Here is a 14,393-nt window from a genome sequence, read left to right as displayed (position 1 = left end):
CAACGCAGGGTGCCGCCGCGTGATGCCACAAAGGATGATGAGGCTGGAGAAATCCGGACAGAAATCCAGGTTCGATTTACTGCAAGTAACAGCGGCCGCGATTACCAAGTTTTGGTAAAGCGCGGCCGCCGAATGTCACCGTGTCGCCAAATCGTCCCCGTGCGGGGCCCGGCGTACGGCTCAGAACAGGGCGCTCGCCAGGGCCTGCCGGGCCGCCGTCACCCGCGGGTCGTCGGAGCCGATCACCTCGAACAGCTCGAGCAGCCGGACCCGCGCCGCGTCCCGGTCCTCGCCCGCCGTGCGGCGCACGGCGTCGATGAGCCGGCCGAAGGCGTCCTGGACGTGACCGCCCACCAGATCGAGGTCGGCGGCGGCGATCTGCGCGGTGACGTCGGCCGGGTTGTCGGCCGCGTTCTTGCGCACCTCGGCCGGGTCGAGCGACTGCACCCGGGCGAGCAGCTCGGCCTGGGCGAGCCCCAGCTTGGCCTCCGGGTGACCCGGGTCGTCCGCGAGCACGTTCTTGTACGCCTGGACGGCACCGGCCATGTCGCCCGCGTCGAGCGCGGACATGGCGGCCTCCAGCAGCGCGTCGTACGGGCCGGCCGGCACCTCGGCCGGTTCGCCCTGCGCGGCGTCCGGGTCCACCGGGATACCGGTGAGGCCGAAGCGCTCCTCGGCGACCTGGACCAGCTGGTCGAGGGTCTGGCGGATCTGCGCCTCGGGGGCCGCGCCCTGGAAGAGGGGCAGCGCCTGACCGGCGACGACCGCGAAAACGGCCGGAATTCCCTGGATGCCGAACTGCTGCATCAGCATCTGGTTGGCGTCGACGTCGACCCGGGCGAGCAGGAAGCGGCCGCTGTACTCGACGGCGAGCCGCTCCAGAAGCGGGCCGAGCTGCTTGCACGGCTCACACCACTCGGCCCAGAAGTCGATGACGACCGGGACCTCGGCGGAGCGCTGGAGCACATCGCGCTCGAAGCCCGCCTCGTCGACGTCGATCACCAGGGCGGAGGGGGCGACGGCCGGCGTCCCGCCCTGCCGGGCGGACTCGGCGCGCGCCTGCTCCGCCTTCGCCTTGGCCTCGCCGGCCGCCTTCACCGCGGCGAGGTCGACGACGCCGCTCATGGACATGTTTCGGGGCTGCATGAGTACATCCTCCCCCTTCCGCGCACGTAACCGGTAAGCCATGGCTGAACCGTGCCGTCCGCGGGTGGGACGACACGGTTACCTGTTCGTCTGCGCCGGGTCCCCACCCGGCGCCGGTGGTTGTCGCGAGGAGACCGCTCAAAGCCTTTCGCTACAGGTCGTAGCGTAACTGGATAGCCCCGGACGCGGGGAGAGTCACGTGGTGAACTGCCTCACATCACCGGCCCCTGGCGCAATACCTACCGGCGGGTATGGTCGACGTCCATGTGTAAGCGCACCAGCTCCCGAACCCGAACCGGACGACCGCGTTCCGCCGAGGCCGACACGGCCATCCTGGAGGCGACCCGCGCGGCCCTGGTGGAGCTGGGCTGGTCCAAGCTGACCATGGGCGACGTCGCGACCCGGGCGGGAGTGGCCAAGACCACCCTCTACCGGCGCTGGGGCAACAAGAACGAGCTCGTCGTCGACGCCGTCGCCGTCCTCTTCGACGAACTCGAACTGCCCGACATGGGTTCCCTCCGGGCCGACATCGAGAACGTGGTCCTGCAGTTCGCCGCGCTCCTCGAACGGCCCGAGACCAAGACCGCCCTCATGGCGGTGGTCGCCGAGTCCACCCGCGACGAGCCGCTGCGCCAACGCATCCGCGCCTCGATCGTGGACCGCCAGAAGCGCCTCGTCCTGGAGGGCCGGCAGCGCGCCCAGGAGCGCGGCGAGCTCCCGGAGCGGCGCGACCCGGCGACCGTCGAGGCCATCGACGACCTCATCTTCGACGTGGTCGCGGGCGCGGTGGTGCACCGCGCCCTGGTGAGCGCGGAGCCGGTGGACACGGCATGGGTGCAGCGGCTCACGGCACTGCTGCTCGGCGGCATCGCGGCGGCGGCCGAACTGTAGACGCCAGGGGAAGGGGCGCACGCCCGAAGCCCCGCCGGCTCAGGTGCCGAGCGCGTGCCCGGTCGTCGCGTCCACGTGGTCCGGGATCTCGTCGTGACGATCGCCCACGGTCGGTGTCCCGGTGGGCTCGAACATGAGGATCGCGGCGCCGGACGGAGCGTACGGCTTGTGCTCGGTGCCCCGGGGGACGGTGAAGACCGCCCCCCGTGGCAGCAGGACCGTGCGCTCCCCGTCGGCCTCGCGCAAGGAGATGTGCAGCTCGCCGTCGAGCACCAGGAAGAACTCGTCGGTGTCGTCGTGGGCGTGCCAGACGTGTTCGCCCTCGACCTTGGCGATCCGGACGTCGTAGTCGTTGACGCGCGTGACGATGCGGGGGCTCCACAGGGCGTCGAAGGAGGCAAGTGCCTTGCCGAGGGGGATGGGTTCGCTGCTCATGGGCTCATCCTGGGCCGTTTCGCCCGGACGCCGTGAGTGCTAGGAATCGCACATGACGAAAGAATCCTCGCACTCGGTTCACGCGGCGGGCGTACACCGGGTCGTCGTGATCGTGGACGACAACTCGAACCCCTTCGAGCTCGGCTGCGCGACCGAGGTCTTCGGTCTGCGCAGACCGGAGATCGGCCGTGATCTCTACGACTTCATGCTCTGCTCCCCCGAGCCCCGCACCCTGATGCGCGACGGATTCTTCACGCTCGCGGGTGTCGCCGGTCTGGAAGCGGCCGACGAGGCGGACACCCTGATCGTCCCCAACCGCCCGGACATCGAGGTGCCCCGCCGTCCCGCCGTGCTCGATGCCGTCCGGAGGGCGCACGCACGCGGCGCGCGCCTGGTCGGCTTCTGCAGCGGCGCCTTCACACTGGCCGAGGCCGGGGTCCTCGACGGGCGCCGGGCCACCGCGCACTGGCAGTGGGCGGATTCCTTCCGGGCCCGCTTCCCCGCTGTCCGGCTCGAATCGGACGTGCTGTTCGTGGACGACGGTGACATCCTCACCGCCGCGGGGAGCGCGGCCGCGCTCGATCTCGGCTTGCATGTGGTCCGACGCGACCACGGCGCGGAGATCGCCAACGCGGTGAGCCGGCGGCTGGTCTTCGCGGCGCACCGGGACGGTGGGCAGCGGCAGTTCGTGGAGCGCCCCATGCCCGACCTGCCGGACGAGTCCCTGGCGCCTGTCCTGGCCTGGGCCCAGGAACGGCTGGACTCACCGCTCACGGTGTCCGACCTCGCGGCGCGTGCGGCGGTCAGTCCGGCGACGCTGCATCGCCGGTTCCGGGCGCAACTGGGCACGACTCCGTTGGCCTGGCTCACGGGGGAACGACTCGCCCTGGCCTGCCGGCTGATCGAGCGAGGCGAGTCCCGTTTCGAGGTGGTCGCGCGGCGCAGCGGGATCGGTACCGCGGCCCATCTGCGCACGCTGATGCGCCGTAAGACCGGCATCACTCCGTCGGCGTACAAGCGGCGGTTCGGCCCGGCCCCGGACCCCGGGACGCGGGCAGGGCGCCCCCGCGCCAAGCGTGCGGGGGCGCCCTGACACCTGGGGACGTGCGGGCGGCTAGAAGCCGGCGGGCTCCGTGTAGATGCCCCACTCGTCGCGCAGCACGTCGCAGATCTCGCCGAGCGTGGCCTCCGCCCGTACGGCGTCCAGCATCGGGCCGATCATGTTGGAGCCGTCCCGGGCCGCGGCCAGCATCGCGTCCAGGCAGGCCTTGACCTTCGCGTCGTCGCGGCGGCCCTTGCGCTCGCCGAGCACCCGGACCTGCTCCCACTCGACCTCGTGGCTGACCCGCAGGATCTCCAGGTCGCCGGTGACCGAGCCGTGGTGCACGTTGACGCCGACGACCCGCTTGTCGCCCTTCTCCAGGGACTGCTGGTACTGGAACGCGGACTCGGCGATCTCGCCGGTGAACCAGCCGTCCTCGATCCCGCGCAGGATGCCGGAGGTGATCGGACCGATCGGGTGCTGCCCGTCCGGGTGGGCCCGGCGGCCGCGCTCCTTGATCTGGTCGAAGATCTTCTCGGCGTCGGCCTCGATCCGGTCGGTGAGCTGCTCGATGAACCAGGAGCCGCCCAGCGGGTCGGCCACGTTGGCCACGCCGGTCTCCTCCATGAGCACCTGCTGGGTGCGCAGGGCGATCTCGGCGGCCTGCTCGCTGGGCAGGGCGAGGGTCTCGTCGAGGGCGTTGGTGTGCAGCGAGTTGGTGCCGCCGAGGACGGCCGCGAGGGCCTCGACCGCGGTGCGGACGACGTTGTTGTACGGCTGCTGCGCGGTGAGCGAGACACCGGCGGTCTGGGTGTGGAAGCGGAGCCACTGCGCCTTGTCGGTCTTGGCGCCGTAGACCTCCTTCATCCAGCGGGCCCAGATCCGGCGGGCGGCGCGGAACTTGGCGATCTCCTCGAAGAAGTCGAGGTGCGCGTCGAAAAAGAAGGAGAGACCGGGCGCGAAGACGTCGACGTCCAGGCCGCGGGAGAGGCCGAGCTCCACGTAGCCGAAGCCGTCCGCGAGGGTGTACGCGAGCTCCTGCGCGGCCGTCGCGCCGGCCTCGCGGATGTGGTAGCCGGAGACCGAGAGCGGCTTGTACGCGGGGATGCCCGCCGCGCAGTGCTCCATCAGGTCGCCGATCAGGCGCAGGTGCGGCTCGGGCTGGAAGAGCCACTCCTTCTGCGCGATGTACTCCTTGAAGATGTCGGTCTGCAGCGTGCCGTTGAGGACGGCGGGGTCGACGCCCTGGCGCTCGGCGGCGACCAGGTACATGCAGAAGACCGGGACGGCCGGGCCGGAGATGGTCATGGACGTGGTGACGTCGCCGAGCGGGATGTCCTTGAACAGGACCTCCATGTCGGCGGCGGAGTCGATGGCGACACCGCAGTGGCCGACCTCGCCGAGCGAGCGCGGGTCGTCGGAGTCGCGGCCCATGAGGGTCGGCATGTCGAAGGCGACCGAGAGCCCGCCGCCGCCGGCGGCCAGGATCATCTTGTAGCGCTCGTTGGTCTGCTCGGCGTTGCCGAAGCCGGCGAACTGGCGGATGGTCCAGGTCCGGCCGCGGTATCCGGTCGGGTGCAGGCCACGGGTGAAGGGGTACTCACCGGGCCAGCCGATGCGCTCGAACCCCTCGTAGGCGTCGCCGGGGCGGGGCCCGTAGACGGGCTCCACCGGGTCCCCGGAGAGCGTGGTGAAGTCGGCGTCGCGCTTGCGGGCCTTGTCGTAACGGGCCTGCCAGCGACGGCGGCCTTCCTCGATGGCGTCAGCGTCCATGCTTCGAATTTACTAGGACGTCCTAGTAAATGTCGATGGCAAACCCCCGCACATCTGTGCGGGGGTGCACGCCGGGGCGCGATTCAGGCCTTGGCGGGAGCCGGCTGCGCGCCGCTGACCAGCGGAAGCGTCTCGCGGACGATCTTGCGCTCGACGAAGAAGGCGGCGGTCGGAATGGTCCCGGAGACCAACACCCACAGCAGCTTGCCGAACGGCCACTTGGCCTTGGAGCCCAGGTCGAAGGCGAAGATCAGGTAGATGATGTACAGGACACCGTGGGCCTGGGAGACCGCGAAGGTCAGGTCCTCGCCCGTGTCGAAGCCGTACTTGGCGACCATGCACGCGCACAGGATGAGGAGCATGACCGCGGTCACGTACGCCATGACGCGGTAGCGGGTCAGCACGCTGGATTTCATGGCTACGAGCGTAACGACACGTTCCGGGCGATCTTCCCCCGGGTCCCTGCCCGGATCCGGGCCCGCTCAGCCCTCGTCGAAGTCGTGCGCCGCGACCCGCAGCGGGCGGAGCATCGCGAAGATCTCGGCACACTCCTCGGAGTCGTACACACCGAGCCCGAAGTCCATCTCCATCAGGTCGCGGGTGGCGGCCTCGACCACCTCGCGGCCCTTGTCGGTGATCGACGCGAGCGTCCCGCGGCCGTCGTTGGGGTTGGGCCGCTTGTCGACGAGCCCGGACTTCACGAGCCGGTCCACCGTGTTCGTCACGGACGTCGGGTGGACCATCAGCCGCTCGCCGATCTTGGACATGGGCAGTTCGCCGGCCTTGGAGAAGGTGAGCAGGACCAGCGCCTCGTAGCGGGCGAAGGTCAGCCCGTACGGCTTGACCACGGCGTCGACCTCGGCCAGCAGGATCTGGTGGGCCCGCATGATCGAGGTGATCGCGGCCATCGACGGCACCGGGCCCCAGCGCCGCTGCCAGAGTTCGTCGGCGCGGGCGATGGGGTCGAACGGGAGACTGAGCGGCTTCGGCACGCGTCGACCTTACCCACTGGTCATATGACGGTCAGCCGCGTCTCGCCTTTCGGTCGCCCGCACTTCCGCGACGAGCCCGAGCAGGCACAGCGAGGCGAGCACGCCGGTGCCGACGACCACCGCGTGGACGGGGGCGAACTCGGCGGCGAGACCGGCACCTGCCATGCCGATGCCCTGGACGGTCATCATGCCCGCGGTCATCAGGGTCATGGTCCTGCCGCGCTGTTCCTCGGGGACGGCGGCGACGAACCAGGCGTCGAGCCCGAGGGTGTACGCGCCCGCCGCCCCGGCCAGGAAGAGGGCGAGGGCGGCGACGGCGAGGCCCGGGCGGAGCGCGTAGAGCAGGAAGGGCAGGAAGCCGGTCAGGAGCAGCGGGCAGACGATCCGGGAGCGGGTGGCCGCGCCGAGGGCGGAGCCGGCGAAGAGCTCGCCGAGGACGGTGCCGGCGGGCATGGCGCACATCAGCAGGCCGAGCGCGGCGGTGGAGGCGCCGATCTCGTCGGCGTAGGGGGCGGCGAGCGCCTCGGGGACGACGACGAACAGCGGCGGCACCCAGAACAACAGCATCAGCGCCCGGATCCGGCGGTCGCGCAGGACGCCCCAGGTCCCGCCGATCCCCTCCCGCTTCCCGGCGGAGCGGGCGGGCCGGCGGACGGTGCCGTGGCGCAGCAGAGCTGCGGAGGCGAGGAAGGTGCCGGCGGTCACGGCGATGGCGCCGCGCGGGGCGAGCGCGGTGAGCAGCAGGCCGCCGACGCCGAAGCCGGCGAGCAGGGCGCTCTGGGAGACGATCCGCAGCAGCGAGCGGCCGAGGACGAACAGCTCGCCCTCGCCGAGGATGTCGGCGAGGGTCGCGATCCGGGTCCCCTGGAACACGGGCGCGACGGCGGCCACGGCACAGCGCAGCACGAGCAGCCCGGCCACCGGGGTGGCGGGCACGACCATCAGCCCGACGCAGGCGGCGCACACCAGGTCGCAGACGACGAGCACCCGGCGGGGTGGGTGGCGGTCGGCGATCCCCGCGAGGAGGGTGCCGCCGAGGAGATAGGGGAGGAAGCCGAGGGCGAAGGTGAGGGAGGACAGGAGCGGGGAGCGGGTGAGGTCGTAGACGAGCACGGTGAGCGCGAGCTCGCTGACGACGACCCCGAGGAGGGAGAAGAGGTGGGCGACGAAGACGAACCGGAACTCGCGCACGGCGAAGACGGCGCGGTAGCCGGTGGCTGCGGGGTCGGGTGCGGGGGCGCGGCTCCCGGCCAGGGCCGGGACCGGGGCCTGGCCGGTGGCGGTGACACCCGGGGCGGTGGCCCCCTGAGGGGCCGAAGGCCCCGGGGCACGGGTGGGCGCGGGCGCCGTTTCGGGCGCCCGGGGGTCGTTCGTGGGCATGGCAGGCAGCGTGCCCGCCGCTGCCGCGCCGCCCTAGACTTTCGGCTCCAGCCGAATGTTCCGTGAGGGGGGCCGCGCTCATGCCGTACCACCTGCACTTCGGTGAGGCCGATCCGCTGCGCATCCGGTTCGCGATCTCGCCGCTGTGGGAGACGCACTGTGCCGTGCGGGTGCTCGCGCGGCCGCGGCAGCAGGGCTACCATCTGCCGTGGATGCGGCGGATCGCCGGCGCGGCGGCCGGGGTGGATCTCAGGCCGCTGCACCTGCTGATGCCGCTGCACGGGCACAGCCCGGACTCCCTCTATCCCCCGCCGATCGGGCCGGCCGCCGGTTTCGAGGAGGAGATCGCGGCGGTCCGCGCGACCGATCCGGCCCTCGCGCTGGACGACTTCCGGCGCGCCCTCGCCGAGACGCCGGGGGCGGCCGACACGGCGGAGGGGCGGCGGATGCTGGCCGATCCCGCGGGTGCGGTGCAGTGGGTCGCGGATCTCCTGGAGCAGGCCTGGGCGGCGCTGATCGAGCCCGACTGGCCGCGGCTGCGCGCCCTGCTGGAGGCGGACGTGGCGTACCACTCGCGGCGGCTCGCGGAGGGCGGTCTGGAGCGGCTGCTGACGGAGCTGCACCCGGCGTTCGACTGGGCGGAGGCGACGGCGACCCTCACCGTCGCCTACCACGGCGAGCACAGACGGGCCCTTGAGGGCCGGGGTCTGGTGCTCGTGCCGTCGGTGTTCACCTGGCCGGACGTGGTGAGCGGCTTCGACCCGCCCTGGCAGCCGGCGGTGGCGTATCCGGCGCGTGGCATCGGCGGGCTGTGGACCGACGCGGGCGACCGTACGCCGGACGCGCTGGCACGGCTGCTCGGCCGGGCCAGGGCCGATGTGCTGTGTGCGCTCGACGAGCCGGCCGGCACGACGGCGCTCGCCCACCGGCTCGCCCTCGCGCCGTCCTCGGTGTCCGCGCACCTGTCGGTGCTGCGCGCGGCCGGCCTGCTGGCCTCGCGCCGCTACGGCCACCAGGTGCTGTACGAGCGGACACCGCTGGGGATCGCCCTGGCGGGGTCGCAGCCGGAGGCGGACACCCCCTAGAGGGTGCGGCTCGTGCGCCGCAGCGCGTACCGCACCGCCTTCTGCGCCACCGGGCTCAGCTCGTCGAGCGCCGCGACCAGCGCACCCAGGTGTTCGAGCGCGTCGAGGGCGGCACCGGCACCGGCCGGGTCGACTCCTTCGTACAGCTCCATCCCGACGAAGGAGGCGGCGACGGCGCGGGCGAGGCCGGCCGGGTCGGCGAGGCCGTCGAGCGGGCCGCCTGCGAGGACCCGCCGGAGCACCTGCTCGATCTCGGCGATCCACAGGTCGAGCCCCGCGGCGGTGGCGGGGGCGAGCCGCGGATGGGCGTGCGCCCCGGCGAGCAGCTGGGCGAGTACGGCGACATGGCCGGCCTCGCGTTCCTCGGTGTGCATCTCCCGCCCGAACGCGAGGAGTTCGGACAGGCTCCGCACCCCGAGGAGACGCTCGCGGTAATGCGCGACCCGCTGTTCGGCGCCGTGCCGGCAGGCCGCGGCGAGCAGGTCGTCCAGCGTGCCGAAGTGGTAGAAGATCAACGCCTGGTTGATGCCCGCGGTCGCGGCGACGGAGCGGGCCGAGGTCTTGGCGATGCCCTGCTCGACGAGGGTGCGCAGGGCGCCCTCCAGGAGCTTGTGCCGGGTGTCCTCCGCGCTCACACCCGCACCTCCTCGCGGACGGGCCGCAGCCCGGGCCGGACGCCGCAGGAGCGCACGTCGGCGTACTCGGCCGTGAAGGACCCCTCGTACCCGAAGAGCGGCCCCGCGTACCGGTTGACGACCCGCACCCGGATCCGGAAGCGCCCGGTGCGCTCGTCGAAGGACTCGCGCACCTCGGCCTCGCCGCCGACGAGGTCGGGCACGCGGAGGTCGACCGGGCCCTCGCGGAAGCGGTGTTCGCCGGAGCGGATGAGCAGCGAGCCGTCCGGCTCTGCGGACAGGTGCAGGTCGCTGGCGAGGTGCTGGTGGGTGCCGAGGTAGTCGAGGACGCAGTCGCGCTCGGGGCTGTGCACCATCGTCGCGTCGAAGCGGCGCGGCCCGCCGGGCAGCGCGAAGGTCCGGACGAAGGTGACGGTCTCGCGGCCGTACGAGTCGAGGTACGGCACGTTCTCGATGGTGAACGGCACGTCGCGGCCGGTGCGCGGCAGCAGGATGTTGCGCAGCCCGCCGAGCGCGAGGAACGGCCGGACGAAGGCCCGCCCGTGCCAGATCCGGTCCATGACGCCCCGCCCCACGCAGAGCTCGCCGCTCGCGAGCCCGACGGAGAAGCGCCGCCGCAGCTCCGGGTGCAACCGCTCGAAGGCGGCGTCCCCCATGGCCGTACGGAAGATGGAGGTCATGGCCTCTCCAGGGTGGCGAGGAGCCGCGGCGGGCGGGTCCTTGCGGGCGGGGTGCGCAGACAGCGGCGCGCGGCCGGAGTGCGCGGCGACGGCGGTACGAGGAGGGCGGCCGCGCAGGCGATGGCCAGGGTCACGGGATGTGCGGCGCACACCGCGACCAGCGCGGCCCGGGCCGCGAGTTCGAGGAGCCAGTGGGCGCGGGCGCGCTCGGGGGTGACCCCGTACTCGCACCACAGCCGCAGCCGGTCGAAGGACCAGGCCGTCGCCCACCCCATCAGCGGGCGGAAGACCAGCCGGTCGGCGAGGCGGCCGAAGCGCCCCCAGCGCGGCCGGTAGTCGTAGCCGGTGAGGAAGCGGATGCCGTCCGCGCCCGGCACGTAACGCCAGTAGCCGCTGCCCTCGGCGAGCAGCGACAGCGGGTGCGGCGAGGCGAAGCGGAGGGCGGAGACCCGGTCGCCGCCGGCCCGGTGGCGCTCCCCCGCGGAGACACCGGTGCCGGCGACGACCAGGAAGGGCAGCACGCGCGTGGCGTACCGGAACCGCCGGGGTGCGCCCTCGGCGCCCGGGAGGTACGCGATCTCGGTGAACCGCAGGTCCCAGCGCTGATGCTGCGCCGGCTCCTGGGTCCGCTCCCAGAGCGTGTCCTGGTCGGTGCGGACCCGCGCCTCGATGTAGAGCCCCATGCCCTTCCCCCTGGTCGAGCGGCATCTTGAGCAACCGCTCAAGCAGACCGTATCCCACGTTTGAGCACTCGCTCAAGTCCCGGCCCGGCAGAGCGCGACGAAGCCCCCGGTCCTGCCCGGGACCGGGGGCTTCACTCGGAACGTGACCGGGGTTCAGTCCCCGAGGTGCCGCTCCACCGTGGCGACCTTCGAGGTGAGGCCGTCCGTCACGCCGGGGCGGATGTCGGCCTTCAGGACGACCGAGACGCGCGGGGCGCGCGCCTCCACCGCGGCGACGGCGCGCTTGACGACGTCCATGACCTCGTCCCACTCGCCCTCGATGGTGGTGAACATGGCGTCGGTGCGGTTCGGCAGGCCCGACTCGCGCACCACCCGGACGGCGTCGGCGACGTACGCGCCGACCTCCTCGCCCACGCCCAGGGGGGTCACCGAGAACGCAACGATCATGCGTTGACCACGCCTTCGCGGCGGGCGCGGGAGGCGATCACGGCGGCCTCGGCCTCGCGCTTGAGCTTGCGCTCGGCGAGGAAGCCGCCGAGCGGCAGCACGGAGAGGACGAAGTAGAGGGCGGCCGTGCCGAAGCTCCACTTGGTGCGGTTCCAGGCGTCCAGCCAGAACAGCACGTAGAGGATGAACAGCACGCCGTGCACCGCGCCCATCACCGGCACCGCGTTGAAGTCCGTGGTCCGCTTCAGCACCGAGCAGACCAGGAGCAGCAGGAACGACACGGCCTCGGGTGCGGAGACGAGCCGGAGCCGGTGCAGGGAGGAGGCGGTCTTGATGTCCACGGGAGGGGTCACCTTCGTTCGATCTTGTGAACGGATGCACAAGGGCCGTTCCATTGTGCACGGCGACTTTGCTGTCTCTTTATCCGGGGGGCCAGTACCTTCCCTTCGTGGCAATGTTCCGACTCCAAGGCAGCAAAGTGCTCGCCGTCTCCATGACCGGCGACGCCGTCAAGGCCAAAAACGGCTCCATGGTGGCCTACGACGGCCAGATGGCCTTCAAGAAGATGTCCGGCGGCGGTGAGGGCATCCGCGGCATGGTGACGCGCCGGCTCACCGGCGAGCAGATGGAGGTGATGGAGGTACGCGGACAGGGCACCTGCTGGTTCGCCGACCGCGCCTCCGAGATCAACCTCGTCTCCCTGCACGGCGACAAGCTCTACGTCGAGGCCAGCAACCTGCTGTGCACCGACGCGGGCCTGCGCACCGGCACCACGTTCACCGGGCTGCGCGGCGGGGCGACGGGCAACGGCCTGTTCACCACGACCGTCGAGGGCACGGGGCAGGCGGCGATCATGTCCGACGGGCCCGCGGTGGTGCTCCGGGTGACCCCGCAGTACCCGCTGTCGGTCGACCCCGGCGCGTACATCGCCCACCAGGGCAACCTCCAGCAGCACTTCCAGTCCGGTGTGACCTTCCGCACGTTCATGGGCGAGGGTGGCGGCGAGGCGTTCCAGATCCGCTTCGAGGGCGACGGTCTCGTGTACGTGCAGCCGAGCGAGCGGAACACGATCGGGGGCGACGTCTGATGCCGTTCCGCGAGATCAACTCCAAGATGGTCGAGGCCACGGTGGTTCCGGGGCAGCGACTGTTCAGCCAGCGGGGCGCGATGCTCGCGTACCGCGGCGACGTCACTTTCACGCCGAACCTGACCGGCGGCCAGGGCGGGCTGATGTCGATGATCGGCCGCCGGGTGGCCGGTGAGGCGACCCCTCTGATGACGGTCGAGGGCAACGGCACCGTGATGTTCGGCCACGGCGGCCATCACATCCAGGTCATCGCACTGACCGGCGACACCCTCTACGTCGAGGCCGACCGGCTGCTCGCCTTCGACGGCGCCCTGGAGCAGGGCACGATGTTCATGGGCTCCCAGGGCGGCGTCATGGGCATGGTCCGCGGCCAGGTCACCGGCCAGGGCCTGTTCACCACGACCCTGCGCGGCCACGGCTCGGTGGCCGTGATGGCGCACGGCGGGGTCATCGAGCTGCCCATCGCCCCGGGGCGGCCGGTCCACGTCGACCCGCAGGCGTACGTCGCCCACCACGGCGACGTACGCAACAAGCTCTCCACCGCGCTCGGCTGGCGCGACATGGTGGGGCGCGGCTCGGGCGAGGCGTTCCAGCTGGAGCTGAGCGGCAGCGGTGCGGTGTACGTGCAGGCGTCGGAGGAGAAGCTGTGAACACCTCGATGACCGGGGGCCCGTCGGTGCTCGACCCCCACACCCTCCCGAGCGACGACAACGTCAACGCGTACACCTTCTGCGTGGAGCTCAAGGGCTCCCAGTGGTTCCTGCAGAAGGGCAAGATGATCGCCTATTACGGGCAGATCGAGTTCAACGGCATCGGGCACGGCCGGCTCGACCGGCTGGTCCGTACGTCCTTCCACTCGCCGCTGCACGCGAGCGACTGGGTGGTGGCCGAGGGCAGCGGCAAGATGCTGCTCGCCGACCGGGCCTTCGACGTGAACTCCTTCGACCTGGACGAGGGCAACCTGACAATCCGTTCGGGAAATCTGCTCGCGTATCAGCCGACGCTGGCGCTGAAGCAGTCGATCGTGCCGGGCTTCGTCACGCTCATCGGCACCGGCAAGTTCGTCGCCGCCTCGAACGGCCCGGTGGTCTTCATGGAGCCCCCGCTCCGGGTCGACCCGCAGGCACTGGTCGGCTGGGCGGACTGCCCCTCGCCGTGCCACCACTACGATCACGGCTACATGACCGGTGTGATGGGCGGTGTCAGGGCCCTGACGGGCATCGGCGGCACCTCGGGCGAGGAGCACCAGTTCGAGTTCGTCGGAGCGGGTACGGTACTGCTCCAGTCGACGGAGCTGCTGATGCCGGACCGCGCGATCGGCGAGCCGGGCGCGCAGCCGGGTGTTCCCGGCGGCGCCGGAGCGCATGGTTCCGGCCAGGGACCGCTCGGTTCGGTACCGCGCCTTCCCGGACAGCTCGGAGACCTCCAGCGTCGCTTCGGCCTGTGAGCGGTAGTCTGCGGAGTGTGACGCCCTCGAACGTCTGCACCCGTCCGCCGGGGCCCGGGGGCCAGGCCCGGGTGCCCGGCGTCACACCTTCCCACTTCGTCCAGTTTTCAACTTCTTAGGTAGAATCCATATATGGAGACCGAGACGGCCACCCCCTGGCTCACCGATGCCGAGCAGTGCGCCTGGCGCACGTACCTCGACGTCAACAGGATGCTGACGTACCAGATGGAGAAGGACCTCCAGCCCTTCGGCCTGACCTACAACGACTACGAGATCCTGGTGAATCTCTCCGAGTCGGCGGAGCGGCGGCTGCGGATGAGCGATCTGGCCGCGGCGACACTCCAGTCCAAGAGCCGGCTGTCGCACCAGATCACCCGGATGGAGAACGCCGGCCTCGTCCGGCGGGAGAACTGCGAGTCGGACCGGCGCGGGCTGTACGCCGTGCTGACCGACCACGGCATGGACACCATGCGCAAGGTGGCGCCGCACCATGTGGAGTCGGTGCGCAAGCACTTCATCGACCTGCTGAGCCCCGAGGCTCTCGGTGACCTGCACGAGTCGCTCAAGCCGGTCGCCGACCAGCTGCGGGGGCGCCGCGGCAAACCATAGGCACCACACGTCGGCGCGACACGGGAAGGCCCGGCACCCCGAGGGGTGCCGGGCCTTCCCG

18 protein-coding genes are annotated in these 14,393 nt (G+C 71.6%); 7 read left to right on the top strand and 11 right to left on the bottom strand.

Annotation, left to right across the window (positions count from 1 at the left end; genetic code table 11):
- Positions 1 to 180: 180 nt before the first annotated feature.
- On the bottom strand, positions 181 to 1,146 hold the full coding sequence (locus ACIGEZ_RS21695; protein WP_399833441.1) for a tetratricopeptide repeat protein: 966 nt from the start codon (positions 1,144 to 1,146) through the stop codon (positions 181 to 183).
- A 264-nt stretch (positions 1,147 to 1,410) separates the two neighbouring features.
- Here ACIGEZ_RS21695 and ACIGEZ_RS21690 point away from each other — a divergent pair, with 264 nt between their 5' ends.
- The gene (locus ACIGEZ_RS21690; protein WP_399833439.1) at positions 1,411 to 2,037 is read left to right on the top strand and encodes a TetR/AcrR family transcriptional regulator; all 627 of its coding nucleotides are present in this window, start codon (positions 1,411 to 1,413) and stop codon (positions 2,035 to 2,037) included.
- Positions 2,038 to 2,076: 39 nt separating this feature from the next.
- Here ACIGEZ_RS21690 and ACIGEZ_RS21685 read toward each other — a convergent pair whose 3' ends face one another.
- Positions 2,077 to 2,472 (bottom strand): cupin domain-containing protein, encoded by a 396-nt coding sequence (locus tag ACIGEZ_RS21685; protein WP_399833437.1) that lies wholly within the window; start codon positions 2,470 to 2,472, stop codon positions 2,077 to 2,079.
- Between the two features lie 52 nt (positions 2,473 to 2,524).
- On the opposite strand from ACIGEZ_RS21685, the gene ACIGEZ_RS21680 reads away from it, so the two are divergent.
- A complete protein-coding gene (locus ACIGEZ_RS21680; RefSeq protein ID WP_399833435.1) occupies positions 2,525 to 3,565 on the top strand; it encodes a GlxA family transcriptional regulator in 1,041 nt (346 codons plus the stop codon).
- A gap of 21 nt (positions 3,566 to 3,586) precedes the next feature.
- On the opposite strand, the gene ACIGEZ_RS21675 is transcribed toward ACIGEZ_RS21680, so the two are convergent.
- The 4 genes from ACIGEZ_RS21675 to ACIGEZ_RS21660 all read right to left on the bottom strand — a co-directional run bounded on the left by ACIGEZ_RS21675 (position 3,587) and on the right by ACIGEZ_RS21660 (position 7,659).
- Positions 3,587 to 5,287 carry a methylmalonyl-CoA mutase gene (locus ACIGEZ_RS21675; RefSeq protein ID WP_399833433.1) on the bottom strand — a complete coding sequence of 567 codons (1,701 nt, stop codon included), beginning with the start codon at positions 5,285 to 5,287 and terminating at the stop codon, positions 3,587 to 3,589.
- A gap of 83 nt (positions 5,288 to 5,370) precedes the next feature.
- Positions 5,371 to 5,703 carry a DUF3817 domain-containing protein gene (locus ACIGEZ_RS21670; RefSeq protein ID WP_399833431.1) on the bottom strand — a complete coding sequence of 111 codons (333 nt, stop codon included), beginning with the start codon at positions 5,701 to 5,703 and terminating at the stop codon, positions 5,371 to 5,373.
- Between the two features lie 66 nt (positions 5,704 to 5,769).
- Positions 5,770 to 6,279 (bottom strand): MarR family winged helix-turn-helix transcriptional regulator, encoded by a 510-nt coding sequence (locus ACIGEZ_RS21665; protein ID WP_399833429.1) that lies wholly within the window; start codon positions 6,277 to 6,279, stop codon positions 5,770 to 5,772.
- Positions 6,280 to 6,288: 9 nt separating this feature from the next.
- Positions 6,289 to 7,659: an MFS transporter gene (locus ACIGEZ_RS21660; RefSeq protein ID WP_399833427.1), complete on the bottom strand. Its 1,371-nt coding sequence runs from the start codon at positions 7,657 to 7,659 to the stop codon at positions 6,289 to 6,291.
- A gap of 80 nt (positions 7,660 to 7,739) precedes the next feature.
- Here ACIGEZ_RS21660 and ACIGEZ_RS21655 point away from each other — a divergent pair, with 80 nt between their 5' ends.
- Positions 7,740 to 8,744 carry a DUF5937 family protein gene (locus ACIGEZ_RS21655; protein WP_399833425.1) on the top strand — a complete coding sequence of 335 codons (1,005 nt, stop codon included), beginning with the start codon at positions 7,740 to 7,742 and terminating at the stop codon, positions 8,742 to 8,744.
- On the opposite strand, the gene ACIGEZ_RS21650 is transcribed toward ACIGEZ_RS21655, so the two are convergent.
- From ACIGEZ_RS21650 to ACIGEZ_RS21630, 5 genes are all read right to left on the bottom strand, one after another.
- Positions 8,741 to 9,379 carry a TetR/AcrR family transcriptional regulator gene (locus tag ACIGEZ_RS21650; protein ID WP_399833423.1) on the bottom strand — a complete coding sequence of 213 codons (639 nt, stop codon included), beginning with the start codon at positions 9,377 to 9,379 and terminating at the stop codon, positions 8,741 to 8,743. The genes ACIGEZ_RS21655 and ACIGEZ_RS21650 overlap by 4 nt on opposite strands.
- Positions 9,376 to 10,059: a DUF4166 domain-containing protein gene (locus ACIGEZ_RS21645; RefSeq protein ID WP_399833421.1), complete on the bottom strand. Its 684-nt coding sequence runs from the start codon at positions 10,057 to 10,059 to the stop codon at positions 9,376 to 9,378. The genes ACIGEZ_RS21650 and ACIGEZ_RS21645 overlap by 4 nt, the downstream gene beginning before the upstream one ends.
- Positions 10,056 to 10,742 (bottom strand): hypothetical protein, encoded by a 687-nt coding sequence (locus ACIGEZ_RS21640; RefSeq protein ID WP_399833419.1) that lies wholly within the window; start codon positions 10,740 to 10,742, stop codon positions 10,056 to 10,058. The genes ACIGEZ_RS21645 and ACIGEZ_RS21640 overlap by 4 nt, the downstream gene beginning before the upstream one ends.
- Before the next feature lie 153 nt (positions 10,743 to 10,895).
- The gene (locus ACIGEZ_RS21635; RefSeq protein ID WP_399833417.1) at positions 10,896 to 11,189 is read right to left on the bottom strand and encodes an MTH1187 family thiamine-binding protein; all 294 of its coding nucleotides are present in this window, start codon (positions 11,187 to 11,189) and stop codon (positions 10,896 to 10,898) included.
- Complete coding sequence (locus ACIGEZ_RS21630) at positions 11,186 to 11,530, bottom strand: DUF3817 domain-containing protein (protein ID WP_399833415.1); 345 nt, start codon at positions 11,528 to 11,530, stop codon at positions 11,186 to 11,188. The genes ACIGEZ_RS21635 and ACIGEZ_RS21630 overlap by 4 nt, the downstream gene beginning before the upstream one ends.
- A gap of 113 nt (positions 11,531 to 11,643) precedes the next feature.
- On the opposite strand from ACIGEZ_RS21630, the gene ACIGEZ_RS21625 reads away from it, so the two are divergent.
- The 4 genes from ACIGEZ_RS21625 to ACIGEZ_RS21610 all read left to right on the top strand — a co-directional run bounded on the left by ACIGEZ_RS21625 (position 11,644) and on the right by ACIGEZ_RS21610 (position 14,332).
- The gene (locus ACIGEZ_RS21625) at positions 11,644 to 12,276 is read left to right on the top strand and encodes an AIM24 family protein (protein WP_399833739.1); all 633 of its coding nucleotides are present in this window, start codon (positions 11,644 to 11,646) and stop codon (positions 12,274 to 12,276) included.
- Complete coding sequence (locus tag ACIGEZ_RS21620; protein ID WP_399833413.1) at positions 12,276 to 12,926, top strand: AIM24 family protein; 651 nt, start codon at positions 12,276 to 12,278, stop codon at positions 12,924 to 12,926. Before ACIGEZ_RS21625 ends, ACIGEZ_RS21620 begins: the two co-directional genes overlap by 1 nt.
- A gap of 8 nt (positions 12,927 to 12,934) precedes the next feature.
- Complete coding sequence (locus ACIGEZ_RS21615; RefSeq protein WP_399833737.1) at positions 12,935 to 13,723, top strand: AIM24 family protein; 789 nt, start codon at positions 12,935 to 12,937, stop codon at positions 13,721 to 13,723.
- 132 nt (positions 13,724 to 13,855) lie between these two features.
- Positions 13,856 to 14,332, top strand: a complete 477-nt coding sequence (locus ACIGEZ_RS21610; protein WP_399833411.1) for a MarR family winged helix-turn-helix transcriptional regulator — start codon at positions 13,856 to 13,858, stop codon at positions 14,330 to 14,332.
- Positions 14,333 to 14,393: the final 61 nt, after the last annotated feature.

This window comes from Streptomyces sp. NPDC085481, from assembly GCF_044541845.1.
Classification (GTDB): Bacteria; Actinomycetota; Actinomycetes; order Streptomycetales; family Streptomycetaceae; genus Streptomyces.
The sequence above is the reverse complement of the archived record's forward strand: the minus strand, read 5'-3'. Positions and strand labels throughout refer to the sequence as shown.

Excerpts from the sequence above, each read along its gene's own strand:
- ACIGEZ_RS21675 (WP_399833433.1), bottom strand. The coding sequence starts at position 5,287 with ATGGACGCTGACGCCATCGAGGAAGGCCGCCGTCGCTGGCAGGCCCGT.
- ACIGEZ_RS21690 (WP_399833439.1), top strand. The coding sequence starts at position 1,411 with ATGTGTAAGCGCACCAGCTCCCGAACCCGAACCGGACGACCGCGTTCC.
- ACIGEZ_RS21645 (WP_399833421.1), bottom strand. The coding sequence starts at position 10,059 with ATGACCTCCATCTTCCGTACGGCCATGGGGGACGCCGCCTTCGAGCGG.
- ACIGEZ_RS21660 (WP_399833427.1), bottom strand. The coding sequence starts at position 7,659 with ATGCCCACGAACGACCCCCGGGCGCCCGAAACGGCGCCCGCGCCCACC.
- ACIGEZ_RS21625 (WP_399833739.1), top strand. The coding sequence starts at position 11,644 with ATGTTCCGACTCCAAGGCAGCAAAGTGCTCGCCGTCTCCATGACCGGC.
- ACIGEZ_RS21680 (WP_399833435.1), top strand. The coding sequence starts at position 2,525 with ATGACGAAAGAATCCTCGCACTCGGTTCACGCGGCGGGCGTACACCGG.
- ACIGEZ_RS21655 (WP_399833425.1), top strand. The coding sequence starts at position 7,740 with ATGCCGTACCACCTGCACTTCGGTGAGGCCGATCCGCTGCGCATCCGG.
- ACIGEZ_RS21620 (WP_399833413.1), top strand. The coding sequence starts at position 12,276 with ATGCCGTTCCGCGAGATCAACTCCAAGATGGTCGAGGCCACGGTGGTT.
- ACIGEZ_RS21695 (WP_399833441.1), bottom strand. The coding sequence starts at position 1,146 with ATGCAGCCCCGAAACATGTCCATGAGCGGCGTCGTCGACCTCGCCGCG.
- ACIGEZ_RS21685 (WP_399833437.1), bottom strand. The coding sequence starts at position 2,472 with ATGAGCAGCGAACCCATCCCCCTCGGCAAGGCACTTGCCTCCTTCGAC.
- ACIGEZ_RS21615 (WP_399833737.1), top strand. The coding sequence starts at position 12,935 with ATGACCGGGGGCCCGTCGGTGCTCGACCCCCACACCCTCCCGAGCGAC.
- ACIGEZ_RS21635 (WP_399833417.1), bottom strand. The coding sequence starts at position 11,189 with ATGATCGTTGCGTTCTCGGTGACCCCCCTGGGCGTGGGCGAGGAGGTC.
- ACIGEZ_RS21610 (WP_399833411.1), top strand. The coding sequence starts at position 13,856 with ATGGAGACCGAGACGGCCACCCCCTGGCTCACCGATGCCGAGCAGTGC.
- ACIGEZ_RS21670 (WP_399833431.1), bottom strand. The coding sequence starts at position 5,703 with ATGAAATCCAGCGTGCTGACCCGCTACCGCGTCATGGCGTACGTGACC.
- ACIGEZ_RS21640 (WP_399833419.1), bottom strand. The coding sequence starts at position 10,742 with ATGGGGCTCTACATCGAGGCGCGGGTCCGCACCGACCAGGACACGCTC.